Raw genomic sequence first — 22,561 nt, 5'->3', positions numbered from 1 at the left:
TGAGGGGTTCACAGCTTCTCCTCCGACGCCTGGACGTACACCGCACCGCTTCCGGACAGCTCCAGCTGGAACGCCTCGCCCGAGCCCCGCCCCACCATGTCGCGCCAGCCGAGCGCCGTGGAGAGTTTGTTGCGTACGTCCCCGTGGTGGGCCACATACGCCTGGGGGTCGACATGGACCGGGCGCTGCGGGGTGATCGGGACCTCGATGACCCCGCCGTGCGCCATGACGGCGACCGCGCCCTGTCCCTTGAGGGTGGTCGTGAAGAGGCCCTGTCCGGTGACCTGGCCGCGCACCATGCCCATGACGCCGCCCTGCGAGCCCATGAACATCGTGCCCTGCTGGAGCGTTCCGTCGAAGGCGAGCAGCCGGTCCGCCTCCACGTAGAGCGTGTCCCCGGAGAGGGTGATCACCTGGATGTGGTGGCCGCCGTGCCCGAAGAGCACCGTGCCGCTGCCCTCCACGGTCATCAGGGGGGTCGCCTCATTGGCCACCCGGCGCCCGATCATGGAGGCCAGGCCGCCCTGGCCGCCCTGGATGTTGGGCGTGAACGCCACGTCTCCCTTGTAGGCGAGCATCGCGCCGCGCTGGCTGAACAGCCGCTGGCCCGGCAGCACGGTCGCCTCGACCATCTTCGAGTTGATCTCCCGGAAAGGCATGTCAGACGTCCCCCGCGATCGTCGTCCGCTCGCTCGGCTGGACATAGACCAGCCCCTCGCCCTCGAAGCGGATCTGAAAGGCCTCGCCGCCGCCCTCGCCCAGCAACGTACGGAAAGTGACGCCCGACTGGAGGTTCTGGCGGAGGTCTCCTTGGTGCGCGACATACGCCCCCGGGTCCACCGTCAGGGGAAACTGCCGGCTCACGCGCAGCACCACCGCGGGGCCGTCCGACATGATCGCCGCCTGCCCCGAGCCCTCGACGGTGGTGGTGAACAGGCCATTGCCCTGGGAGGCGCCGCGGACGCCGGTGAACTGGGTGCCGGTGCGCAGGCCCCCGTCCGTGCACAGGAGATTGCCGGCCTCGACGAAAAGCTTCTCTCCGCGCAGCTGCACGAGGTTGATCTCCGTGGCGCGGTCGGCGAACCAGCACGTGCCGTGCCCCTTCACCTCCATCACCGTCATCTGCTCGCCGGTGACACGACGGGTCACCATGCCCCGTATCCCCTCGCCGCCTCCGGTCATCTTCTTGAAGGCCATCTGGCCGTCGTACGCGACCATCGAGCCGTTCTTCGCCTTGACGGCGTCGCCGGTCATGTCCACGGCGAGCACCCTGCTGCCTTGCAGTCGGAACGTTGCCACGTATCGACGGTAGCCGTCGGATATGGGGTCGGAACAGGGCAACGGCCCCTGAGGGAACCCGGAGAACACCCCGATGTCACAATGGGGGTCGCTTGTGCGCGCATTCACAAGATCGCCGGTCGTCGTGATCGCCGGATCGATGCCGCCGGGCGGCCCCGCCCCTCGCTCCCGCCTCACACCGAAGGTGATCCGTGGACATCAAGACCGCTTCCGCACTCCGCCGCCTCCGTCTGGTCTCGGCCCCCGAGGCCGTCTCCTTCCTGCTGCTGATCGTCTGCTCGGTGCTGAAGCGGACCACGGAGTTCAACGCCGTGCCGGTGATGGGCATGGTCCACGGCGTGCTCTTCGTGCTGTACGTGCTGTTCTGGCTCGACGCCTGGAACCGCACGAAGTGGGACCTCAAGACGGCCGCCCTCTACTTCGTCCTCTCCGTCCTGCCGGCCGGCGGCTTCTTCGCCGAGCGCAAGCTCAAGCGTGAGGCCGAGGCCGCGGTGATCGCGTCGCGCGCCCGCCGCGAAGGCGTCGTGAGCGCATGATCGTCGCCTTCTCCGTGACCCCGCTGGGCGTCGGCGAGGACGTGGGCGAGTACGTCGCCGACGCGGTCCGTGTCGTCCGCGAATCCGGGCTGCCCAACCGGACCGACGCGATGTTCACCTCGGTCGAAGGTGAGTGGGACGAGGTGATGGACGTGGTCAAACGCGCCGTCGCCGCGGTCGAGGCGCGGGCGCCGCGCGTCTCCGTCGTCATGAAGGCGGACATCCGTCCCGGAGTGACGGACGGGATGACGTCGAAGGTCGAGACGGTGGAGCGACACCTTTCCGCGTAGCCGCCGCCCTTCCAGTGCCCTAGGAGAAGCCCTCGCCGTCCGACGGCGAGGGCTTCTCCTTGTTCGCTGACTTGAGCAGTCGCTCAAAAGCCTCTATGGTCACCATGGTCAACTTGAGCAGTCGCTCAAAACTGCACTGACATGGGACTGACATGGGGGCATGCCATGAGCTTGTACGTCGAAGCGCGCATAGACGCCGACCTGGACGAGCTCTGGACACGCACCCAGGAGCCGTCCCAGCACCAGCGCTGGGACCTCCGCTTCACCGAGATCGACTACCTGCCGCAGGCTCCGGGCGAGCCGCGGCGCTTCCGGTACGGCACGCGCGTACTGCCCTTTTTGACCGTCGCGGGCACCGGGATCTCCGCCGGCGAGAAGTGGCGCGCGGACGGCACCAGGACGTCCGCGCTGCGCTTCGCCTCGCCGCACCCGCTGTCGCTCCTCCAGGAGGGCTCGGGCTACTGGCGTTACGTCCCCATCCCTGGCGGCGGCATCCGCTTCCTCACCGGCTACGACTACCGGCCGCGCTGGGGCCGCTTCGGCGTGCTCGCCGACCGTGCCGTCTTCCGCCCCCTGATGGGCTGGGCCACGGCCTGGTCCTTCGACCGGCTCCGGCTCTGGCTGGAGCGCGGGATCACACCCGAGCGCCAACTGCTGCACGCGCTGGCCGAGGTGGGGGTGCGCGTCGGGTGCGTGGCCGCGGCCGCCCTCGCCGCGCCCATGGTGGCGCCCGCGGTCCTGGCGCTCGCCTTCGTCCTGCCGCCGCTGCCGACGACGCCGGCGGCGCGCCGCTGCCTGCGCAATCCACCGCCACGCACGCGTGCGCCGCGTGTTCTGGCGACCCTTCAGGAGAAGTGATGCGGACATCGATCTTCCGTACGGTGATGGGCGCCGACTTCGACCGCCTGCACCCCCAGCTGCAGCGCCGCTTCTCCGTCGGCCTGGCGAGCGGCGAGGCGTGCACGGGGCGGGGCGTCATGGATCGCATCTGGCACGGCAGAGGCTTCGTGAAGCCGTTCCTGGCCCTCGGGGGCACGCGCAACATCCTCGTCCCCCGGGCGGGCCGCCACGTGCCCTTCACCATCGAGAACGTGCCGTACGTCGACACCTTCGGCCGTGAGACGGTGAGCTTCGTGCGCACCTTCGATCTGCCAGGACGCTACCGCCGCTTCGACGCCCAGATGGTCCTGGGCCCCAAAGGTGACCGGATCCTCGACTACCTGGGCACTCACCAGCACCTCGCGAGCGACCTCCACCTCCGTGCCCAGCCGGACGGCTCCCTGCTGATCCGCTCCGGGGAGCACCGCTTCCGGGAGGGGCCGGTGGATGTCCGGGTCCCCGAGCTGGTCGGCGGTGACGCGGAGGTGCGGGAGTCCTACGACGACTCCACGGGCCGCTTCCGTATCCAGGTCAGGGTGGTGAACCGGCACTTCGGGCCGCTCTTCGGGTACGAGGGTTCCTTCGCGGCGGAGTACGCGGATGTCCGCGGCTGCGGTGTGCGGCCGGGGTTGCGGCCCCTGCGCGAGGAGGCGAGGGCGTGAGCGCCGGCACGAAGGAGAAGCTCCTCGAAGGGGCGCTGCGTACGTTGACGGAGCAGGGCATCGCGAAGACGTCCGCGCGGACGATCGCGGCTGCCGCCGGGGTCAACCAGGCGCTGGTCTTCTACCACTTCGGGTCCGTCGACGAGCTTCTGGCCGCGGCCTGCCGTCATGGCTCGGAGCAGCGGGTCGCGCGTTACCGGGAGCGGCTCGACGCGGTGTCCTCGCTGGCCGAACTTCTTGAGTTCGGCCGTGAGATGCACGCGGAGGAGAGGGCCGCGGGACATGTCGCGGTCCTCGGCCAGCTTCTGGCGGGGGCCCAGACGCAGCCTCGGCTCGCCCCCGCGACGGCGGCGGGTCTCGCCCTCTGGATCGAGGAGATCGAGAAGGTCCTGGTCCGGGTCCTCTCGGCGACGCCGCTGGGGGAGTTCGCGGATCCCGTGGGTCTCGCGCGGGCGGTGGCGGCGTCCTTCGTGGGGGTGGAGCTGTACGAGGGGGTGGACGCGGCGGGGGCGGAGAGGGCGCTGGACGCTCTGGAGCAGTTGTCCGTCCTGGTGACGGCCGTCGAGGACTTGGGGCCGATTGCCCAGCGCGCCATGCGGAGTCGCCTACGGCGGGTTACGCGGTCCTGAGCTGGGCCCCCTGCGGTGGGTGGGCTCCGTAAGGACCTTTCCCGCCCACCCGCCTGATTGCCCAGGGTCTGCTCCTGGTCGAACAAGCCTTTTCCGCCCACCCGCCCGATTGCCCCGCATCCGCCTCTGGTCGAACAAGCCTTGTCCGCCCGGCGTTCACAGACGGAGCAACGTCGTTCGACTCGTGCCCCGGGGGGTTCCGGCCCATAACCCCGGCCGAACCGCTCACCGTAAGACCGCTCGCACGGACGCGTCCCGTTCGACACGCCGGGGAAACTCCACTTTTGTGTGGTTATCGGCTCGTTCGCACCTGAACCTGCCAGAGCCAGATCACCCACGACCTGGAGGGCGCTGTGCGGCCGGAGGGCTACGACTACGACACCCACAGCACACTCGCCGGACCGCTCACGGAGCCGGACGGCGAAGGCAGCGGCGAAGGCGGCCGCTATCGGGTGCAGTACAACAAGCTTCTCTCCAGTGAGCCCCACCGAATACGAGCGGTCATCCTGATGACGCTCGCGCCCATCCTCACCGGACTCCTCCTCGTCTACCTCGTGTGGCCGAGCCACTGGACCGAACGCGAGGGCGCCGACAGCTGGCTCATCGGGCTCGACATCACGATGCTCGTGGCCATCGGCCTGATCGAGCTCTTCATGCTCGTCAACGTCGTGTCCATCGCCCACGCGACGATGATGGCGAGGGACCCGATACCGGTCACCCCCGAACCCGGCACCCGCGTCGCGTTCCTCACGACGTACGTCCCGGGCAAGGAGCCCCTCAGCATGGTCCGCGCCACCCTCGAGGGCGCGAAGGGCATACACCACACCGGCCCCCTCGACGTGTGGCTCCTCGACGAGGGGGACGACGAGGACGCCAAGGCCCTCTGCGCCGAACTCGACGTACGTCACTTCACCCGCAAAGGCGTGCCCGAGTGGAACCGCAAGAAGGGCGTGCACAAGGCCCGCACCAAGCACGGCAACTACAACGCCTGGCTCGCGATGCACGGCGGCGACTACGACTTCTTCGCCTCCGTGGACACCGATCACGTTCCGCTTCCCAACTTCCTGGAGCGGATGATGGGTTACTTCCGGGACGAGGACGTGGCCTTCGTCGTCGGGCCTCAGGTGTACGGGAACTACGACAGCCCCGTCACCAAGGCCGCCGAATCCCAGCAGTTCCTCTTCCACGCGCTGATCCAGCGCGCGGGCAACCGCTACCGAGCTCCCATGTTCGTCGGCACCAACAACGTCGTACGCATCCAGGCGCTGCGCCAGGTCGGCGGTCTGTTCGACTCCATCACCGAGGACATGGCGACCGGCTTCGAGCTGCACCGGCACAAGAACCCCGCCACCAAGCGCCACTGGCGGTCCGTCTACACCCCGGACGTGCTCGCCGTCGGCGAGGGGCCCGCCTCCTGGACGGACTTCTTCACCCAGCAGATGCGCTGGTCGCGCGGGACGTACGAGACGCTGATCAAGCAGTACTGGAAGGCACCGTTCACGATGCCGCCCGGCCGTCTCTTCTCGTACACGATGATGCTCGTCTACTACCCCATGACGGCGGTCAACTGGCTGCTCGGCGTCCTGAGTTGCGTCCTCTTCCTCTGGTTCGGCGCATCGGGGACGCAGGTCGCCGCCTCCGTCTGGCTGATGCTCTACAGCGACGCCGCCGCCCTCCAGGTGGGGCTCTACCTGTGGAACCGCCGCCACAACGTCTCCCCGCACGAACCGGCCGGCTCCGGGGGCCTCGCCGGGATGGGGATGTCCGCCCTCTCCGCGCCCATCTACGCCAAGTCGCTCGGCGCCGCCGTCGTGCGCCGCCCGAGCCGCTTCGTGGTCACGCCCAAGGGCGGTGACGCGAGCCCCGACCGGCTGCTCACCTTCCGCATCCACCTCTTCTGGGCGGCGGTGCTCACCAGCTCGCTGGTCGCCTCGTTCGTGCTCGGCCACACCCACGCGGCGATGCGCACCTGGGCCGTCCTCGCCCTGGTCATCTCGCTGGCCCCCGTCACGATCTGGTGCTTCACGCTGCTCAAGGAGCGCAGGGCGAGCGAGGGGCGCAAGGAGGCCCGCGAGCGGGCGCGGCGGCGCGGCAGGCAGGACGCGGAAGGCATCGGCGCCGCGGCCGCGGACGGCGAGCCGGAGCCGGCGTTCGCCACCGGTACGACGACAGGAGGGAACTGACCCATGGCATACCGGCCCTCTCAGCGGACGAAGAAGACACTCCTGGGTGTCGGGGCGGGCGCGCTGCTCGTCGGACTCAACGCACCGGCGGCACTCTCCTTCGCCGAGGAGCAGTACTACGAGTACAAGATCGCCCAGCCCGGCTACAAGGCGAAGTACGGCTCCTGGAAGCAGATCGGCATCCCCGAGGAGTTCCGCACCAACGCCATCCACGCCGCGCTCCTGCACACCGGCAAGGTCCTGATCGTCGCGGGCTCGGGGAACGAGCAGAAGAAGTTCGACAAGGGCGCCTTCGACACGATCCTCTGGGACCCGAGAAACGACACCTTCAAGAAGATCAGGACCCCGGAGGACTTCTTCTGCTCGGGCCACGCCCAGCTCCCCGACGGGCGGCTCCTGGTGGCGGGCGGCACGGCGCGCTACGAACTCCTCGACGGCGAGATCAACCGGGCCGGCGGCGGCATGCGCGTCAAGAACGAGAACCCCGACAAGGCCATCGTCCTCAAGAAGGGCACACGTTTCCGCTCGCCCTCGGGCGTCGAGTACGTGAGCAAGTTCGACGTCAAGGTGCCCAAGGCCGAGCGGGACTACGAGATCACGTACACCAAGTCCGGTGTGATGAAGCCCTGGAAGACGACGGTCAAGGCGAGCGAGGCGCGCGTCTTCGTCGAGGCCACCCGGGACGGCGAGGAGTTCGCCACGCAGAAGTCCGCGCAGTACGAGATCGAGGGCCTCACCGGCAAGGAAGCGGACAACGCGTACGGGATCGCCGAGAAGATCACCATGGACAAGCAGGACTTCCAGGGGATCAAGGCGGCGTACGAGTTCGATCCGAAGGCCGAGAAGTACGTCCCCGTGGAGCCGATGGACAAGGCCCGCTGGTACCCCACGCTCGTCGGTCTCGACGACGGCAAGGTGCTCGCGGTCTCCGGACTCGACGACGTGGGCAAGATCGACCCGGGCGACAACGAGATCTACGACCCGAGGACGAAGAAGTGGACCGACGGCCCCAAGCGCTACTTCCCGACCTACCCGGCGCTCTTCCTCACCAAGGGCGGCAAGCTCTTCTACCCCGCGTCGAACGCGGGCTACGGCCCCGCCGACAAGGGCCGTGAGCCCGGTCTCTGGGACCTGAAGACCAACAAGTTCGAGAAGATCCCCGGCCTCGTGGACCTCGACCAGACCGAGACGTCCGCGTCCCTCCTGCTGCCCCCGGCGCAGGACCAGAAGGTGATGATCCTGGGCGGCGGAGGCGTCGGTGAGTCCGACAAGGCGACCCGGCGCACGGCCGTGGTGGACCTCAAGGAGAAGCGGCCCGCCTTCCGCACGGGCCCCGAACTTCCGCAGGGCACCCGCTACTTGAACAGCGTGATCCTGCCGGACGACTCGGTCTTCACGGCCAACGGCTCCAAGGACTACCGGGGGCGCGGGGCGAGCAACATCCTCAAGGCGCAGTTCTACGACCCCAAGTCGAACAGCTTCCGGGAGGCCGCGTCCCCCAAGGTGGGCCGCAACTACCACTCCGAGGCGCTGCTCCTGCCCGACGGACGGGTCGTCACCTTCGGCTCCGACCCGCTCTACGACAACCAGCAGAACACCAAGCTCGGCCACTTCGAGCAGCGCATGGAGGTGTTCACGCCGCCCGCGCTGCACAAGGCGGGGGACAACCGCCCGGTCCTCGGCGAGGGCCCGGAGGAACTGGCGGCGGACGGCCGGGCGACGTTCCGCACGAAGAGCCCCGGGAAGATCGCTTCGGCCCGTCTGATGCGCCCCAGCGCGGTGACGCACACGACGGACGTCGAGCAGCGGTCGATCGCGCTCGGCCTCAGCAAGGGCAAGGGCGAGGTGACGGTGGAGGTTCCCAGGGGCGACACCGCGCTGGTGCCGCCGGGCTGGTACATGCTCTTCGTGACGGACCAGGACGGCACGTCGTCCGAGGCGAAGTGGATCCACGTGGGCGGGAAGTAGCCGGATCCGCCCGGACCGGGTGGCCGCGGTCAGGTGGCCTTGGCGTTGCGCGCGAGACCGAGCGCGTAGTCGGGCCACCACTGGCCGGCCGCCGGGCCGCCCCGGCACGGTCCGTCCGAGTCGCCGGGCCGCTTGATCCACAGGACCGCGTCGAGCAGCGCGTCACCGGTCTTGTCCGTGGGCGGGGTGCCGAGACCGCGCCCCGGCGGGTTGCACCAGGCGTCCTCGCGGTCACCGGCGAGCGGGCCCTTGCCGTTGCGGCTGGTGTCCATCACGAAGTGCTTGCCGCCGACGATCCCCGAGAGGCCGCGGCCGTACGCCTTGATGGTCTCGTCGTCCTGGAAGTTCGACACGTTCAGCGAGAAGCCGTCCGCCTGCGCGATCCCCGCCTGCTGGAGCGGCTCGGCGAGCTTGGCCGCCTGGGAGATCCAGCCCGGATTGCCCGCGTCCAGATAGACCTTCACCCGGGGCTGTTGCTTGAGCCGCTGGATGGCATCGGAGAGCAGTTGGTAGCGCTCGGCGTGGTACTCGGCGGGGGTGCAGCCGTCCACGATGTGCGGGATCGCGTCCGGTTCGAGGACGACGACGGCCGGCCGGTCGCCGATGGCCCCCGCGAACCTGTCGATCCACTGCCCGTAGAACTCCGGGCTCTGCGCGCCGCCCGCGGAGTGCTGGCCGCAGTCGCGGTGCGGGATGTTGTACGCGACGAGCACGGCGGTGCGGTCGTCCTGCGCGGCGCCGTCGACGGCCGCCTTGATGTCCGGGGCCGGGTCGTCGCCCGCGGGCCACACCGCCATGGGCTGCTCGGAGATCCGCTTGAGCGCGGCCGCGTCCTGGGTGCGCCCCTCCTGCTCCCACTGCCTGACCTGCCGGGCGGCGGCACTCTGCGGGTCGACCCAGAAGGTGCTCTGCCGGGCCTTGTGGGTGGCGGCGGGGGAGGCGCCGGCCTCGGTGGCTGCCCGCTCCTCGCCCTTCGTGCCGGATTCGGAGGAGCACCCTGCCGTGAGCCCGAGGGCCGTGAGGGCCGTGAGTGCGGTGAACGTGCGGAGCAGCCGGTACATCCAGCCCCCTATGGGCGACGGTGACCGGGCAATCGTTACATAAGGGGCCAATCACCCTTGGTTACGACACCGGGGCGGGCCTCAGATGCCCCCGCCGCCCGCCAGCGCGATGCCGAGCGGAGTGCGTTCGTAGAGCACCTGGTGGCCGTACCGCCGCGAGACCAGCAGCCCAGCGCCGCGCAGGGCGCCCAGGTGCGCGGACACCGACGAGGGGGCGAGCCCAAGGCGGTGCGCGAGGGCCGAGGTGGTGGCGGGGTCGTCGAGCGCGGCGAGGACGGAGGCCTTGCCCCGCCCCAGGAGCCGTACGAGCGCTTCGGCGGCGTGCCCGTCCGGCTCGGTCCAGAGCCCGGCGAGGCCGCGCGCGGGATAGACCAGGGTCGGCTGCCAGGGCGGTTCGTGGCCGCCCACCACGTCGGGCCAGGCGAAGACGCTGGGCATCAGGACGAGGCCCTGCCCCGCCAGCTGCCGCACATGGTCGTCCCGCCCGGCGACGGTCAGCGTGCCCGCGTCCCAGGCGAACCGCGGGTCGAGTTCGGTGACCAGCGTGCCGAGGCCGACCTCCGCGAGCCGCCGCGAGTGGAAGGCGACGTCCGCCTCCAGGAGCGCGCGGAGCCGTGGCCAGTCCGGCTCGACCAGGGTGCGCCAGGCGGCCTCCATGGCAGCGGCCAACTCCCGTACCGCGCGCACGGGATCGGCGAGCAGCGCGCGCCCCCGCGGGGACTCGGCGGCCCCCGGGGTGCAGGCCAGCGCCCGCGCCAGTTCCGCCCGCGCGGCCTCGGGGTCGGCCGCGCGCACGGCCGCTATCTCCTCGTCGAAGGTGGCGGCGGGGCCGATGGGGGGAGGGCCGATGAAGTCCGGGGTGTAGCCGCGCACCGGCATCAGGAGCCACAGGGCCTCCAGTTCGAGCCCGGTGCCCGCCCCGCGGATCCGCCGCAGCCACCGCGGGTGGTAGCCGTGCCGCTCGGGCCGCTTCAGGGTGCGTACGGCCTCCTGGGTCTCCCACAGCGGCGACACGGCGAACCGGCACCGCAGGAGATCGTCGGGCCCGAAGTGCAGCCGGTTCGGCACACGCTCACCCCCATGTTTCGCCTGGAACCGAAACTCTAGGGCGACGGGCACGCGCGCGTGCAGGGTGCGGGCATGCCCGAAGAGAACCCCACCGCCCCCTTACCTGCCGCCCCCGGACCTGCCGCCCCCGAACCCACCGGCTATCTCCGCCTCTTCACGATCCGCGAGTTCCGCGCCGTCTTCGTCGCCCACGCGCTCTCGCTGCTCGGCGTGATCGTCAGCGAGGTCGCGCTCACCGTGCTCGTGTACGGGATCACCGGCTCGCCGCTGCTCAGTGCGCTCACCTTCGCCCTGGGGATGCTGCCCTACATCGTGGGCGGGACGCTGCTGTCCGGGATCGCCGACCGGTATCCGCCGCGCCGGGTGCTCGTGCTGTGCGACGCGGTGTGTGCCGGGTGCGCGGCGCTCATGGCCCTGCCCGCCACGCCCGTCTTCGCCCTGCTCGCCCTGCGGTGCGTCATCGCCCTCGTGTCGCCGGTGTTCAACGGGACGCGGATGGCCACCCTCACCGACATCCTCGGGGACGGTGACCTGTTCATCCTCGGGCGCTCCCTGCTCCGCATCGTCTCGCAGAGCTCCGTGCTCGTGGGGTTCGGGCTCGGCGGCGTCCTGCTCACCGTCGTGTCGCCGCGCGGGGCGCTCCTCATCACCGTCGGTACGTTCGCCGCTTCGGCGCTGCTGCTGCGCTGGGGGACCAAGCGCAGGCCCGCACGCGGAGGCGGCGGCTCCGCCCTGGTGAGGTACTCGCTCAGCGGCGCCGGGCAGGTGCTCGGCGACCGGCGGATCAGGGCGCTGCTGCTCCTCCTCTGGGCGCCGCCGATGTTCATGGTCGCCCCGGAGGCGCTCGCCGCTCCGTACGCCGATCAGATCGGAGTCGGCGTAGCGGGCGTCGGGCTCCTGATGTGCGCGCTGCCGGTAGGCACGATCGCCGCCGAGCTGTACGCGGGGTCGGTGCTCTCCGCGACCTCCCGGGCCCGCGTCGCCCTGCCGCTCGCGTCCGTCACGCTGCTGCCGCTCACGGTGTACGTGGTCACGCCGGGGCTCCTGTGGGCGATGCTCGCCCTCGTGCTCGCCGGTGCCGGGTCGGCGTACACGCTGGGCGTCGACCGGTGGTTCGTCGACGCCGTCCCCGAGGAGCTGCGCGGGCGGGCCATGACCGTGCACACGGCGGGACTGATGACGATCCAGGGGGTCGGGATGGCGCTCGCCGGGCTCGCGGCGGAGTTCTTCGCGGTGAGCACCGTCGTCACGGCGTCGGGTGTGCTCGGCACGGTCTGCTGCCTCGCTCTGGCGGCCGAGGTGCGCGCCACACGCCGTACGGCCGACGGCGAACCCGCCAACCCCCGGGAACAGACGACCGGATCGCGAGACGGGGCTGACCACCATGTGACCGGCGGGTAAGGTCTTTGGCGTGCCGAAGCCGCTCAGCCTCCCCTTCGATCCCATCGCCCGCGCCGACGAGCTCTGGAAGCAGCGCTGGGGATCCGTTCCGGCCATGGGGGCGATCACCTCGATCATGCGGGCGCACCAGATCCTGCTCGGCGAGGTCGACGCGGTCGTCAAGCCCTACGGACTGACCTTCGCGCGGTACGAGGCGCTGGTCCTGCTCACGTTCTCGCAGGCCGGCGAGCTGCCGATGTCCAAGATCGGCGAGCGCCTGATGGTCCACCCGACGTCCGTCACCAACACCGTCGACCGCCTCGTCAAGTCCGGCCTCGTCGACAAGCGCCCCAATCCGAACGACGGGCGCGGCACGCTCGCCTCCATCACGGAGAAGGGCCGCGAGGTGGTCGAGGCGGCCACCCGTGAGCTGATGGCCATGGACTTCGGGCTCGGGGTGTACGACGCCGAGGAGTGCGCGGAGATCTTCGCGATGCTGAGGCCGCTGCGGGTGGCCGCCGAGGACTTCGAGGAGCAGTAGAACCTCGGGTTCCGTTCGTGCCGGGGCCGCCCGAAGATCGTGTGAAACGGGCCGATACGCTCGTGGGCATGAAGCGATCCGTGCTGACCCGATACCGGGTGATGGCCTACGTCACCGCCGTCATGCTGCTCGTGCTGTGCACCTGCATGGTGTTCAAGTACGGCTTCGACAAGGGTGAGGGCCTGACGCTGGTCGTCTCCCAGGTCCACGGCGTCCTCTACATCATCTACCTGATCTTCGCCTTCGACCTGGGCTCCAAGGCGAAGTGGCCGTTCGGGAAGCTGCTCTGGGTCCTCGTCTCGGGCACCATCCCCACCGCCGCGTTCTTCGTCGAGCGCAAGGTCGCACGGGACGTCGAGCCGCTGATCACCGACGGCTCCCCGGTCACCGCCAAGGCGTAACCGCACCGCCACGGAGAGACCCGTGGCGGTGAGCCATCGACATTTACTAGGACGTCCAAGTAAATTCGAGGGTATGGACGCTGACGCCATCGAGGAGGGCCGCCGTCGCTGGCAGGCCCGGTACGACACCGCGAAGAAGCGCGACGCGGATTTCACCACGCTCTCCGGCGACCCGGTCGAGCCGGTCTACGGGCCGCGGCCCGGGGACGCCTATGAGGGATTCGAGCGGATCGGATGGCCCGGCGAATACCCCTTCACCCGCGGACTCCACCCCACCGGCTACCGCGGCCGGACCTGGACCATCCGCCAGTTCGCCGGCTTCGGCAACGCCGAGCAGACGAACGAGCGCTACAAGATGATCCTGGCCAACGGCGGCGGCGGTCTCTCCGTGGCCTTCGACATGCCGACCCTGATGGGCCGGGACTCCGACGAGCCCCAGTCCCTCGGCGAGGTCGGGCACTGCGGGGTCGCCATCGACTCGGCCGCCGACATGGAGGTCCTGTTCAAGGACATCCCGCTCGGTGACGTGACGACGTCGATGACGATCTCCGGACCCGCCGTCCCCGTCTTCTGCATGTACCTGGTCGCCGCCGAGCGGCAGGGCATCGACCCGGGCCTGCTGAACGGCACGCTCCAGACGGACATCTTCAAGGAGTACATCGCGCAGAAGGAGTGGCTCTTCCAGCCCGAGCCGCATCTGCGCCTCATCGGCGACCTGATGGAGCACTGCGCGCGCGACATCCCCGCGTACAAGCCCCTGTCGGTCTCCGGCTATCACATCCGCGAGGCCGGGGCGACGGCCGCGCAGGAGCTCGCGTACACGCTCGCGGACGGCTTCGGGTACGTCGAGCTGGGCCTGAGCCGCGGCATGGACGTGGACGTCTTCGCGCCCGGACTGAGCTTCTTCTTCGACGCCCATCTGGACTTCTTCGAGGAGATCGCCAAGTTCCGTGCCGCCCGCCGCATCTGGGCGCGCTGGATGCGGGACGTGTACGGCGCGAAGACGGACAAGGCGCAGTGGCTGCGCTTCCACACGCAGACCGCGGGCGTCTCGCTCACCGCACAGCAGCCCTACAACAACGTCGTGCGCACCGCGGTCGAGGCCCTCTCCGCGGTCCTCGGCGGCACGAACTCCCTGCACACGAACGCCCTCGACGAGACCCTCGCGCTGCCCAGCGAACAGGCCGCCGAGATCGCGCTGCGCACGCAGCAGGTGCTCATGGAGGAGACCGGCGTCGCCAATGTGGCGGACCCGCTGGGCGGTTCCTGGTACGTCGAGCAGCTCACCGACCGCATCGAGGCCGACGCCGAGAAGATCTTCGAGCAGATCAAGGAGCGGGGGCGCCGGGCACACCCCGACGGGCAGCACCCGATCGGGCCGATCACCTCGGGCATCCTGCGGGGCATCGAGGACGGCTGGTTCACCGGTGAGATCGCCGAGTCCGCCTTCCAGTACCAGCAGTCCCTGGAGAAGGGCGACAAGCGCGTCGTGGGCGTGAACGTCCACCACGGGTCCGTCACCGGTGATCTGGAGATCCTGCGGGTCTCACATGAGGTCGAGCGTGAGCAGGTCAAGGTGCTCGGGGCGCGCCGCTCGGCGCGGGACGACGCGCGGGTCCGGGCCTCGCTCGACGCCATGCTCGCCGCTGCGCGGGGCGGGACGAACATGATTCCGCCCATGCTGGAGGCGGTCCGCGCGGAGGCGACGCTCGGAGAGATCTGCAACGCCCTGCGGGACGAGTGGGGGATCTATACCGAGCCGCCGGGGTTCTAGCGACGCTTCTTCGGGTGTGTGGGGACCTGCGGGCCGGTTGTGGCTGGTCGCGCGGTTCCCCGCGCCCCCTTCAGGGCCCCAGCGGGGCCTCTTCGGAGTCCGGCGCAAAATCGTGGGTGTCAGATGTGCGGGGCTGGGTAGGCGCGCGCTCGCGCCAGTCCCGCCTGCCCCTGGAGTCACCCTGTGTCACCCGTGAGCCTGCCCGGCCCCACCCGTACCGCCGTGATCGCCATCGGAGCGGCGACGCTCACGCTGCTCGGTGCGCTGACGGTGTACGGCTCCGGAGAGGTGAGCGCGAGCCCGCCCGCCGAGCCGAAGGTCCAGGACACCTTCGACTCGCTCGGCCCCGCCGTGCACGCGGCGAAGCTCTCCGACGGCCGGACGGCCCACTACTCCGACACCGGGAACAAGAAGGGCAAGCCCGTCCTGTTCATAGGCGGCACCGGCACGAGCGCCCGCGCGGCGCACATGACGGACTTCTTCCGCACGACCCGCGAGGACCTGGGGCTGCGCCTCATCTCCGTCGAGCGCAACGGCTTCGGCGACACGGAGTATGACGAGAAGCTCGGCAAGGCCGACTTCGCCGACGACACCCTTGAGGTCCTCGACAAGCTCGGCGTCGACGACGTGAGCGTGATCGCGATCTCCGGCGGCGGTCCCTACGCGGCGGAGCTCGCCGGGCGCGCCCCCGAGCGCGTCTCGGCCCTGCACCTCGCGGCCGCCCTGCCGCCCTACGGCGCGAAGCCCGCGTACTGCTCGATGTCCGACGACGAGCTCGCCGCCACGGTGAAGGACTCCATCAGGGACCCGCGCAAGTGGTGGGCGTTCCCCGACGACAGCCCCGTGAAGTCGATACCGGGCTTCGCCGACACGGCGTACGAGGAAGGCGCGCGCACCTACAACCAGCGCGGCCAGCAGGCGGACCCCGCGCCGCAGGTGCACGAGCAGAAGCTGTACTGCGGGCGCCCGGGACCGGACCTGAAGAAGCTCGACGCCCCCGTCTACCTCTACGGCGGCAAGAAGGACACGACCGTGCCGCCGGCCACCCTCAGGACCTGGCAGGACGAGCTGCCGGGCAAGGCGAAGGTGCGCACGTACGCGGACTCCGGGCACGACGTGCAGTACCGCCACTGGGACCAGATCCTCGTCGACCTGGCAGGACACGGTGACCGTACGGTCATCTGCCGCGGCAAGCACACGCGCGTGCTCCCCGCCGACGAGGCCGACCGCGCGCTCGCCAAGGGCAAGGCCACGCTGGGCAGCTGTGCCTGGAAGAACGACTAGCCCGGCAGCATCAGCCTGAACAGCGCGCCCCCGCCAGGAGCCCTCTCCGCCGAGAGTTCCGCCCCGTGCGCGTGGGCGATCTGGCGGGCCATCGCGAGGCCGAGGCCCGAGCCCGGCAGGGCGCGGGCCTTCTCGGCGCGGTAGAAGCGGTCGAAGACGTACGGCAGGTCCTCCTCCGCGATGCCGGGGCCGTGGTCGCGGACCGTCAGGGCGGCGGCGGAGAGGGAGACCTCCACGGGCGTGCCCGGCGGGCTGAACTTGGCCGCGTTGTCCAGGAGGTTGGTGACGAGGCGGGAGAGGCGCGCCGGAACACCGGGGATGCTTACGCCGTCGGCCTCCGGTGTCACGTGCAGCGTGAACGGCACCTGCGGCCAGTGGCCGCGCGCCGCCTCCACGACATGTGTGACCAGGGGAGCGAGCCGCACCTCTTCGAGGAGGGGCTGCGGCTCCTCGTCGCGTGCCAGCTCGATCAGGTCGTTGACCATGCCGGTGACCTCGCGGAGCTGCCGGGCGAGCGCGCCGGACGCCCGTTCGCGCTGTGCCTCGGTCAACCGGTCGGCACGGGCGAGGAGTTCGGCGTTGGTGCGCAGCGCGGTCAGCGGCGTACGCAGCTCGTGCGAGGCGTCGGCGACCAGGCGGCGCCGTGCGGTGACCGACTCCTCCAGCTCGGCCAGCATCGCGTTGAACGAGGCGGCGAGCCGGGTCACCTCGTCCTCGCGCCCCGGCGGCCCCGGCGGCAGTTCGATGCGATGGCGGGCGTCACGCGTCGCCGCGATGCGCTCGGCCGTGGCGGTGAGGCGGGCGACCGGGGCGAGGCCGGTGCGCGAGACCCAGTAGCCGCCGAGCCCCGACAGGAGGACCCCGGCGCCGCCCACCGCGGAAAGGAGCCCGGCGGCCTGCCGCACACCGCGCTCGGCGATGTCGGCGCGCAGGGCGACCTGGACGGCGTCGCCCTTGCCGTAGGTGGTGGTGAACATCCGCGTCGGCCTCCCCTGGAAGGTGAGGCTCGTGTAGTACGGGCCCGCCGTCCCGGCCGCGACCTTCCGGGTGGACTCGGCCACCGGCAGCAGATACGGCTTCGAGGGGTCGTCCGCGGGGTCGGCGGGGACGATCTGCGAGCAGGCGGGGGAGCCGAGATAGCGGCATTCGCCCGTCACGACGCCCGGCTCGTTGTCGAAGTTCCGCTGCTGGGAGATGAGGCTCGCCGACTGGGCGAGGTTCTGGTCGAGCTGCTGGTAGAGCTTGTAGCGGATGACGAGGAACGCGGCCACGCACACCCCGACCGCGACCAGCGCGACGGCAGCCGCCGCGGCGAGCGCGAGCCGGGTGCGCAGCGGGCGCCTGCGCCGCCACCGGGCGCCGAGCCTGCGCCGGGCGCTCATGGGCTGCCCAGCCGGTAGCCGACGCCGTGCACGGTGTGCACGAGCCGCGGTTCGCCGCCCGACTCCAGCTTGCGGCGCAGGTAACCGACGTACACGGCGAGGGAGTTGGAGTCAGGGCCGAAGTCGCGCCCCCAGACCGACTCCTGGATGAGTTCGCGCGGAAGGACCTGCCCGGCGTTGCGCAGGAGCAGTTCGAGCAGGGCGGCCTCGGTGCGGCTGAACTCGACGGTGCGGTGGCCTCGGCGGCCGGTGCGGGTGGACGGGTCCAGGACCAGGTCGCCGTACGCCAGGTCGTCGCCATCGGCGGCGGAGAGCTGCTCGGGGGCGGCGCGGCGCAGGAGGGCGCGGACGCGGGCGACGAGCTCGTCCAGGGCGAAGGGCTTCACCAGATAGTCGTCCGCGCCCGCGTCGAGGCCGTCGACGCGTTCGCTGACGGAGCCGAGTGCGGTCAGGACGAGGACGGGGGTGCGGTCGCCCAGGGCGCGCATCTGACGGCAGACGGCGAGGCCGTCCAGCACGGGCATCATCACGTCGAGGACCACGAGGTCCGGCTCCCAGCGGGCGATGGCGCCGAGCGCGCGGCTGCCGTCCACGGAGCCGCGCACCAGGTGGCCCTCGATCGTGAGGCCGTCCTCGACCGCCGCGCGCACCTCGGGATCGTCGTCGACCACGAGGATCTTGGCGGGCGGTGGGCCGCCGGTCGCGGGTGGGCCCGGCCTGCTCGTGAAGCTCATGGACCCAAGGTGCCAAACGCGGCTCTTAAAACCCTCTTAGACCTGCTCGTGATGCTCCATTGCCATGCGAACACCCGATATGCGAACTCCCGGGGGAGGGGCGAGTACCCCTCTCTCCGTCGTCATCGGCGCGGGCGGCACCGGTGGACACATCTATCCCGGGCTCGCCCTCGCCGACGCCCTGCGCCGGGCGGTGCCGGGCGCGGTCGTCTCCTTCGTCGGCACCGAACGGGGCCTGGAGACCCGGCTGATACCGGAGGCCGGATACCGCCTCCACACCGTCGACATGATCCCGTTCGACCCCTCGCTCGGCGCCAGGCGGTTCCTGCTGCCCGCCGCCCTGGTGAAGTCCGGCGCCCAGTGCCGGGCGATCCTGCGGGAGCAGGGCGCGCAGGTCGCCGTCGGGATGGGCGGCTACCCGAGCGCGCCCGTCATCGTCGGCGCCCGGATGGCCGGCCTGCCGAGCCTCATCCACGAGTCCAACGCCGTGCCGGGCCGCGCCAACCGCTTCGCGGCCCGACTCACCCCGAACATCGCGGTCGCCTTCGACCGCAGCCGGGAGCATCTGCCGGGCGGCGAGCGCGCGTACACCACCGGGATGCCCATCGCGGCGCCGCTCGCCGCACTCGACCGGGGCGCGCTGCGGGCCGAGGCCCGCCGGGAGTACGGGGTGCCGGACACGGCCCGGCTGCTGCTCTTCAACGGCGGCAGTCTCGGCGCCGCCCGTCTCACCGAGGCGGCCGTGGGCCTCGCGGCGCGCTGGCGGCACCGCACCGACGTACAGCTCCTGATCAAGACGGGGCCCGCGGCGCTCGACGCGACGCGGCGCCGCCTGGCGGAGGCGGGTGTGGAGGCGACCGCCCGCGCCGTGCCCTACCTCGACCGGATGGACCTCGCGTACGCGGCCGCCGATCTGGTCGTCTGCCGCGCCGGTTCGGCGACGGTCGCCGAACTCGCCGCCACCGGGGTGCCCGCCGTTCTCGTCCCCTATCCGCACGCGCCCGGCGACCACCAGACCCACAACGCGCGGGTGCTGTCCGACGCGGGCGCGGGGCTGTTGCTGCCCGACGGCGAGACGACGGCCGCGCGGCTCGCGGATCTCGTCGGGCCGCTGCTCGCCGATCCGGTGCGGCTGGCCGCGATGAGCGGGGCGGCCGACCCGGGCCCGCACGCGCGGGCCGCCGACCTGCTCGCCGAGCAGGTCATCCGACTCACCCACCACACACCGCACTTGGAGTACGCATGAGCAGCAGCGACCACACCTTCGGCTGGGCGGGACGCACGGTCCTCGTCACCGGGGCGGAGGGTTTCATCGGCTCGACACTCGTCGACCTGCTCCTGGAACAGGGCGCGAAGGTCCGCGCCTTCGTGCACTACAAGCCGTACGCGGAGAAGGGCCACCTCGCGCATCTGCTCGGGGACCCCCGGGTCGAGATGCTCGCGGGCGACGTCCGGGACGCGGGGCGGGTGATGGACGCGGTCGAGGGCTGCGACACGGTCTTCCACCTGGCCGCGCTGATCGGTATCCCGTACTCGTACGACTCCCCGGGGGCGTACGTCCAGACGAACGTCGTCGGCACGGAGAACGTGGCGGAGGCGTGCAGGCGGCACGACGTGCGGCGGCTCGTCCACACCTCCACGAGCGAGGTGTACGGGACGGCGCTGACGGCCCCCATCAGCGAGGCCCACCCCCTCCAGCCCCAGTCGCCCTACTCCGCGTCGAAGATCGGCGCCGACATGATGGCGCTCTCGCACTGGCACGCCTTCGAGCTGCCGGTGACGGTGGTACGCCCCTTCAACACGTACGGCCCGCGGCAGTCGGCCCGCGCGGTGATCCCCACGATCCTGGCCCAACTGCACTCCGGCGCCCGGGAGATCAAGCTGGGCTCACTCACGCCCACCCGGGACTTCACGTACGTGACGGATACGGCGCGGGGCTTCATGGCGTTGGCGCGGTGCGACGCGGCCCTGGGCCACGCGGTGAATCTCGGCGTGGGCCGGGAGATCTCGATCGGGGATCTGGCCCACGCGCTGATCGAGGCGTCCGGGCGCGAGGCGGAGGTAGTCGTGGACCCCTCCCGGCTCCGTCCTTCGGGCAGCGAGGTCCAGCGGCTTCTTTCGGACAACTCACGGGCCATGGAGTGGGCGGGCTGGACCCCGGAGGTCTCCCTGCCCGAGGGCCTGAAGCGGACATCGGAGTGGGTCGCCGAAAACCTCCGCCTCTTCGCCCCGGAGCGCTACCAGGTCTGAGCCGCGGCCGCCGCCAACCCGCCCAGCAGCAGCAACGTAAAACGGCGGGCCCAGTCCTCGTCGACCGGTTCCGCGCTGACCAGGGCGCGGTGGACCACCGCGCCGGCGATCACGTCGAAGATGAGGTCCGCGGTGCGTCCCGCGGCGGCGGGGTCGGGCTCCGGGGGGAGTTCGCCCCGCTCCTGCGCCCGCCTGCGCCCCGCGAGGACCAGCCGCTTCTGGCGGTCCACGATCGACGTACGGATGCGCTCCCGCAACGGCTCGTCCGACGTCGACTCGGCCACCACCGCCATCAGCGCGGTCTTCGTCTCGGGACGGCCGAGCAGCGCCGCGAACTGGAGCACCACGCCCTCGATGTCCGCGGCCAGGCTGCCGCGGTCCGGCAGCTCCAACTCGTCGAACAGCTCCGCCACCGCGTCCACGACCAGCTCGCTCTTGCCCGCCCAGCGCCGGTAGAGGGTTGTTTTCGCTACGCCCGCGCGCGTGGCGACGTCGCCGAGGGTCAGCTTGGACCAGCCCAGTTCGACCAGGGCCTGACGCGTCGACTCCAGGATCGCGGTGTCCGCCGCGGCGTTGCGGGGGCGGCCACCGGTGCGGGCTGGTGGGGGGATGCGGCTCTGCATCCCGCGACCATACCGGCCAGTACGGAATCGGCCGGAACGCGGGCGAGTGAGCCAGATCACCGAAGTTCTCGCAGGTCCGCCTCCCGCACGACACCGCACGGCAGTTACGCTACGAGTCGTAGCGAAAGAGAAGTGGGCGAGATGAACGGCAACTCCTCGGCGCCCACTTTCTTTCGCCACGAATGAACGGCGACAACCACAGCGACAACCAGAGCGGCACGCACCGGCACAGGGTGGGGACCCTGCGCCACAACCATCGGTCCTCCTCGGGACCTTGGCGCCACGGCCGTCCGCGGCCCCGCAATCCGGCGGGGGGCCTCGGACGGGCGCGGTTCCCGCACGGCTTGGGGGAGGATGTACTCATGCAGCCACGGAACATGTCCATGAGCGGAGTCGTCGACCTCGCCGCCGTGAAGGCGGCCCAGGAGGCCAAGGCGAAGGCGGAGCAGGCGCGCGCCGAAGCCGCCAGGCAGGGTGGGGGCGCCGTATCGGGCGTCTCGCCGTCGAGCCTCGTCATCGACGTAGACGAGGCCGCCTTCGAGCGCGAGGTCCTGCAGCGCTCCACCGAAGTGCCCGTCGTCATCGACTTCTGGGCCGAGTGGTGCGAGCCGTGCAAGCAGCTGAGCCCGCTGCTCGAAGGCCTCGCGCGGGAGTACAACGGCCGCTTCGTCCTCGCCAAGATCGACGTCGACGCCAATCAGATGCTGATGCAGCAGTTCGGGGTCCAGGGGATCCCGGCCGTCTTCGCGGTGGTGGCCGGACAGGCCCTGCCGCTCTTCCAGGGCGCGGCCCCGGTGGAGCAGATCCGGCAGACCCTGGACCAGCTGATCCAGGTCGGCGAGGAGCGCTTCGGTCTGACCGGCCTCACCGTCGACCCGGACGCCCAGGGCGGGGAGCAGCAGGAGGCGCCCGTCGCCGAGGTGCCCGCGGGGCCGCACGACGCCCTGCTCGAAGCCGCCGTGCAGGCGCTGGACGCGGGGGACTTGGGCGGCGCGGTGCAGGCGTACCGCAATGTGCTGAACGACGACCCGGGCAACACCGAGGCCAAGCTCGGCCTGGCCCAGGCCGAACTGCTGCAGCGCGTCGAGGGCCTTGACCCGCAGCAGGTCCGCAAGGACGCCGCCGACCGGCCCGCGGACGTGGCCGCGCAGATCGCCGCCGCCGACCTGGATCTGGTGGGCGGTCATGTGGAGGACGCCTTCGGGCGGCTCATCGACGCGGTGCGGCGCACGGCGGGCGACGACCGGGACGCCGCGCGCGTGCGACTGCTCGAACTCCTCGAAGTGGTCGGCTCGGACGACCCGCGGGTGACCGCGGCGCGCACGCAGCTCGCGCGGGTGCTTTTCTGACCGGTTTCCGACCTTGTTCGGACGTTCGACCTGGACCTGGCTGTTCGGCCCCTCGTGGGCCGTTCGCTGACCAGTCCTTAAACGCCGGGGCTTGTGATGCCCGAGTGAAAATTCGCCGCCAAGGCGTCACAGTGGCCGCGCTTTACCAAAACTTGGTAAACGCGGCCACTGTTACTTGGAGTAAGGCCAGGTCAGTCTTCTGTCCTGGTGTGCCCTTCAACATCCCGTTCTGTTCCTGCCCATGGGTGCACCGTCTGTGGCCGACCGA

Annotated in this window: 23 protein-coding genes; 15 read left to right on the top strand and 8 right to left on the bottom strand. The window is 70.8% G+C overall.

Annotated elements, in window-relative coordinates:
• Window positions 1-8: 8 nt before the first annotated feature.
• Together ACWD02_RS08135 and ACWD02_RS08130 are read right to left on the bottom strand one after the other, a co-directional pair.
• Window positions 9-659 carry an AIM24 family protein gene (locus ACWD02_RS08135; protein WP_451206034.1) on the bottom strand — a complete coding sequence of 217 codons (651 nt, stop codon included), beginning with the start codon at window positions 657-659 and terminating at the stop codon, window positions 9-11.
• A gap of 1 nt (window position 660) precedes the next feature.
• A complete protein-coding gene (locus tag ACWD02_RS08130) occupies window positions 661-1,299 on the bottom strand; it encodes an AIM24 family protein (RefSeq protein WP_451206031.1) in 639 nt (212 codons plus the stop codon).
• Between the two features lie 191 nt (window positions 1,300-1,490).
• On the opposite strand from ACWD02_RS08130, the gene ACWD02_RS08125 reads away from it, so the two are divergent.
• Both ACWD02_RS08125 and ACWD02_RS08120 read left to right on the top strand, forming a co-directional pair.
• On the top strand, window positions 1,491-1,835 hold the full coding sequence (locus ACWD02_RS08125; protein ID WP_363209321.1) for a DUF3817 domain-containing protein: 345 nt from the start codon (window positions 1,491-1,493) through the stop codon (window positions 1,833-1,835).
• Complete coding sequence (locus ACWD02_RS08120; RefSeq protein ID WP_160507269.1) at window positions 1,832-2,125, top strand: MTH1187 family thiamine-binding protein; 294 nt, start codon at window positions 1,832-1,834, stop codon at window positions 2,123-2,125. The genes ACWD02_RS08125 and ACWD02_RS08120 overlap by 4 nt, the downstream gene beginning before the upstream one ends.
• Before the next feature lie 19 nt (window positions 2,126-2,144).
• On the opposite strand, the gene ACWD02_RS08115 is transcribed toward ACWD02_RS08120, so the two are convergent.
• Window positions 2,145-2,279: a hypothetical protein gene (locus ACWD02_RS08115; RefSeq protein ID WP_451206028.1), complete on the bottom strand. Its 135-nt coding sequence runs from the start codon at window positions 2,277-2,279 to the stop codon at window positions 2,145-2,147.
• A gap of 11 nt (window positions 2,280-2,290) precedes the next feature.
• Here ACWD02_RS08115 and ACWD02_RS08110 point away from each other — a divergent pair, with 11 nt between their 5' ends.
• The 5 genes from ACWD02_RS08110 to ACWD02_RS08090 all read left to right on the top strand — a co-directional run bounded on the left by ACWD02_RS08110 (window position 2,291) and on the right by ACWD02_RS08090 (window position 8,446).
• Window positions 2,291-2,983, top strand: coding sequence for a hypothetical protein (locus ACWD02_RS08110; RefSeq protein ID WP_451206025.1), 693 nt, complete (start codon window positions 2,291-2,293; stop codon window positions 2,981-2,983).
• Window positions 2,983-3,666, top strand: a complete 684-nt coding sequence (locus ACWD02_RS08105) for a DUF4166 domain-containing protein (protein WP_451206022.1) — start codon at window positions 2,983-2,985, stop codon at window positions 3,664-3,666. The genes ACWD02_RS08110 and ACWD02_RS08105 overlap by 1 nt, the downstream gene beginning before the upstream one ends.
• Window positions 3,663-4,295 carry a TetR/AcrR family transcriptional regulator gene (locus ACWD02_RS08100; RefSeq protein ID WP_451206019.1) on the top strand — a complete coding sequence of 211 codons (633 nt, stop codon included), beginning with the start codon at window positions 3,663-3,665 and terminating at the stop codon, window positions 4,293-4,295. Before ACWD02_RS08105 ends, ACWD02_RS08100 begins: the two co-directional genes overlap by 4 nt.
• A 353-nt stretch (window positions 4,296-4,648) precedes the next feature.
• Window positions 4,649-6,478 carry a glycosyltransferase family 2 protein gene (locus tag ACWD02_RS08095; RefSeq protein ID WP_451206017.1) on the top strand — a complete coding sequence of 610 codons (1,830 nt, stop codon included), beginning with the start codon at window positions 4,649-4,651 and terminating at the stop codon, window positions 6,476-6,478.
• 3 nt (window positions 6,479-6,481) lie between these two features.
• The gene (locus ACWD02_RS08090; RefSeq protein ID WP_451206014.1) at window positions 6,482-8,446 is read left to right on the top strand and encodes a galactose oxidase-like domain-containing protein; all 1,965 of its coding nucleotides are present in this window, start codon (window positions 6,482-6,484) and stop codon (window positions 8,444-8,446) included.
• Between the two features lie 29 nt (window positions 8,447-8,475).
• On the opposite strand, the gene ACWD02_RS08085 is transcribed toward ACWD02_RS08090, so the two are convergent.
• Window positions 8,476-9,507, bottom strand: a complete 1,032-nt coding sequence (locus ACWD02_RS08085; RefSeq protein ID WP_451206009.1) for a glycoside hydrolase family 6 protein — start codon at window positions 9,505-9,507, stop codon at window positions 8,476-8,478.
• A gap of 81 nt (window positions 9,508-9,588) precedes the next feature.
• Window positions 9,589-10,575, bottom strand: a complete 987-nt coding sequence (locus ACWD02_RS08080) for a DUF5937 family protein (RefSeq protein WP_451206007.1) — start codon at window positions 10,573-10,575, stop codon at window positions 9,589-9,591.
• Between the two features lie 72 nt (window positions 10,576-10,647).
• Between ACWD02_RS08080 and ACWD02_RS08075 the strand changes: the two genes are divergently transcribed.
• The 5 genes from ACWD02_RS08075 to ACWD02_RS08055 all read left to right on the top strand — a co-directional run bounded on the left by ACWD02_RS08075 (window position 10,648) and on the right by ACWD02_RS08055 (window position 15,955).
• Window positions 10,648-11,976: an MFS transporter gene (locus ACWD02_RS08075; protein ID WP_451206004.1), complete on the top strand. Its 1,329-nt coding sequence runs from the start codon at window positions 10,648-10,650 to the stop codon at window positions 11,974-11,976.
• 10 nt (window positions 11,977-11,986) lie between these two features.
• Window positions 11,987-12,496 (top strand): MarR family winged helix-turn-helix transcriptional regulator, encoded by a 510-nt coding sequence (locus ACWD02_RS08070; protein WP_363308244.1) that lies wholly within the window; start codon window positions 11,987-11,989, stop codon window positions 12,494-12,496.
• 68 nt (window positions 12,497-12,564) lie between these two features.
• The gene (locus ACWD02_RS08065) at window positions 12,565-12,897 is read left to right on the top strand and encodes a DUF3817 domain-containing protein (protein WP_451206001.1); all 333 of its coding nucleotides are present in this window, start codon (window positions 12,565-12,567) and stop codon (window positions 12,895-12,897) included.
• A gap of 73 nt (window positions 12,898-12,970) precedes the next feature.
• A complete protein-coding gene (locus ACWD02_RS08060) occupies window positions 12,971-14,671 on the top strand; it encodes an acyl-CoA mutase large subunit family protein (protein WP_451205999.1) in 1,701 nt (566 codons plus the stop codon).
• A 183-nt stretch (window positions 14,672-14,854) separates the two neighbouring features.
• The gene (locus ACWD02_RS08055; RefSeq protein ID WP_451205996.1) at window positions 14,855-15,955 is read left to right on the top strand and encodes an alpha/beta fold hydrolase; all 1,101 of its coding nucleotides are present in this window, start codon (window positions 14,855-14,857) and stop codon (window positions 15,953-15,955) included.
• Here the strand turns inward: ACWD02_RS08055 and ACWD02_RS08050 are convergent.
• Entirely contained in the window at window positions 15,952-17,337 is a 1,386-nt protein-coding gene (locus ACWD02_RS08050; RefSeq protein WP_451205994.1) for a sensor histidine kinase, read from the bottom strand. The genes ACWD02_RS08055 and ACWD02_RS08050 overlap by 4 nt on opposite strands.
• Window positions 17,334-18,071: a response regulator transcription factor gene (locus tag ACWD02_RS08045; RefSeq protein ID WP_451205991.1), complete on the bottom strand. Its 738-nt coding sequence runs from the start codon at window positions 18,069-18,071 to the stop codon at window positions 17,334-17,336. The genes ACWD02_RS08050 and ACWD02_RS08045 overlap by 4 nt, the downstream gene beginning before the upstream one ends.
• A gap of 64 nt (window positions 18,072-18,135) precedes the next feature.
• Here ACWD02_RS08045 and ACWD02_RS08040 point away from each other — a divergent pair, with 64 nt between their 5' ends.
• Both ACWD02_RS08040 and ACWD02_RS08035 read left to right on the top strand, forming a co-directional pair.
• A complete protein-coding gene (locus tag ACWD02_RS08040) occupies window positions 18,136-19,317 on the top strand; it encodes a UDP-N-acetylglucosamine--N-acetylmuramyl-(pentapeptide) pyrophosphoryl-undecaprenol N-acetylglucosamine transferase (protein ID WP_451205988.1) in 1,182 nt (393 codons plus the stop codon).
• Window positions 19,314-20,321, top strand: coding sequence for an SDR family NAD(P)-dependent oxidoreductase (locus tag ACWD02_RS08035; protein WP_451205985.1), 1,008 nt, complete (start codon window positions 19,314-19,316; stop codon window positions 20,319-20,321). The genes ACWD02_RS08040 and ACWD02_RS08035 overlap by 4 nt, the downstream gene beginning before the upstream one ends.
• Here ACWD02_RS08035 and ACWD02_RS08030 read toward each other — a convergent pair.
• Window positions 20,309-20,944, bottom strand: coding sequence for a TetR/AcrR family transcriptional regulator (locus ACWD02_RS08030; protein ID WP_451205982.1), 636 nt, complete (start codon window positions 20,942-20,944; stop codon window positions 20,309-20,311). The genes ACWD02_RS08035 and ACWD02_RS08030 overlap by 13 nt on opposite strands.
• Before the next feature lie 362 nt (window positions 20,945-21,306).
• On the opposite strand from ACWD02_RS08030, the gene ACWD02_RS08025 reads away from it, so the two are divergent.
• A complete protein-coding gene (locus ACWD02_RS08025; RefSeq protein ID WP_451205979.1) occupies window positions 21,307-22,293 on the top strand; it encodes a tetratricopeptide repeat protein in 987 nt (328 codons plus the stop codon).
• Window positions 22,294-22,561 lie beyond the last annotated feature (268 nt).

This window comes from Streptomyces sp. NPDC002853 (genome assembly GCF_053591915.1).
The sequence above is the reverse complement of the archived record's forward strand: the minus strand, read 5'-3'. Positions and strand labels throughout refer to the sequence as shown.

Excerpts from the sequence above, each read along its gene's own strand:
- ACWD02_RS08135 (WP_451206034.1), bottom strand. The coding sequence starts at position 659 with ATGCCTTTCCGGGAGATCAACTCGAAGATGGTCGAGGCGACCGTGCTG.
- ACWD02_RS08120 (WP_160507269.1), top strand. The coding sequence starts at position 1,832 with ATGATCGTCGCCTTCTCCGTGACCCCGCTGGGCGTCGGCGAGGACGTG.
- ACWD02_RS08115 (WP_451206028.1), bottom strand. The coding sequence starts at position 2,279 with ATGTCAGTCCCATGTCAGTGCAGTTTTGAGCGACTGCTCAAGTTGACC.
- ACWD02_RS08110 (WP_451206025.1), top strand. The coding sequence starts at position 2,291 with ATGAGCTTGTACGTCGAAGCGCGCATAGACGCCGACCTGGACGAGCTC.
- ACWD02_RS08105 (WP_451206022.1), top strand. The coding sequence starts at position 2,983 with ATGCGGACATCGATCTTCCGTACGGTGATGGGCGCCGACTTCGACCGC.
- ACWD02_RS08090 (WP_451206014.1), top strand. The coding sequence starts at position 6,482 with ATGGCATACCGGCCCTCTCAGCGGACGAAGAAGACACTCCTGGGTGTC.
- ACWD02_RS08085 (WP_451206009.1), bottom strand. The coding sequence starts at position 9,507 with ATGTACCGGCTGCTCCGCACGTTCACCGCACTCACGGCCCTCACGGCC.
- ACWD02_RS08075 (WP_451206004.1), top strand. The coding sequence starts at position 10,648 with ATGCCCGAAGAGAACCCCACCGCCCCCTTACCTGCCGCCCCCGGACCT.
- ACWD02_RS08065 (WP_451206001.1), top strand. The coding sequence starts at position 12,565 with ATGAAGCGATCCGTGCTGACCCGATACCGGGTGATGGCCTACGTCACC.
- ACWD02_RS08060 (WP_451205999.1), top strand. The coding sequence starts at position 12,971 with ATGGACGCTGACGCCATCGAGGAGGGCCGCCGTCGCTGGCAGGCCCGG.
- ACWD02_RS08050 (WP_451205994.1), bottom strand. The coding sequence starts at position 17,337 with ATGAGCGCCCGGCGCAGGCTCGGCGCCCGGTGGCGGCGCAGGCGCCCG.
- ACWD02_RS08045 (WP_451205991.1), bottom strand. The coding sequence starts at position 18,071 with ATGAGCTTCACGAGCAGGCCGGGCCCACCCGCGACCGGCGGCCCACCG.
- ACWD02_RS08040 (WP_451205988.1), top strand. The coding sequence starts at position 18,136 with ATGCGAACACCCGATATGCGAACTCCCGGGGGAGGGGCGAGTACCCCT.
- ACWD02_RS08035 (WP_451205985.1), top strand. The coding sequence starts at position 19,314 with ATGAGCAGCAGCGACCACACCTTCGGCTGGGCGGGACGCACGGTCCTC.
- ACWD02_RS08030 (WP_451205982.1), bottom strand. The coding sequence starts at position 20,944 with ATGCAGAGCCGCATCCCCCCACCAGCCCGCACCGGTGGCCGCCCCCGC.
- ACWD02_RS08025 (WP_451205979.1), top strand. The coding sequence starts at position 21,307 with ATGCAGCCACGGAACATGTCCATGAGCGGAGTCGTCGACCTCGCCGCC.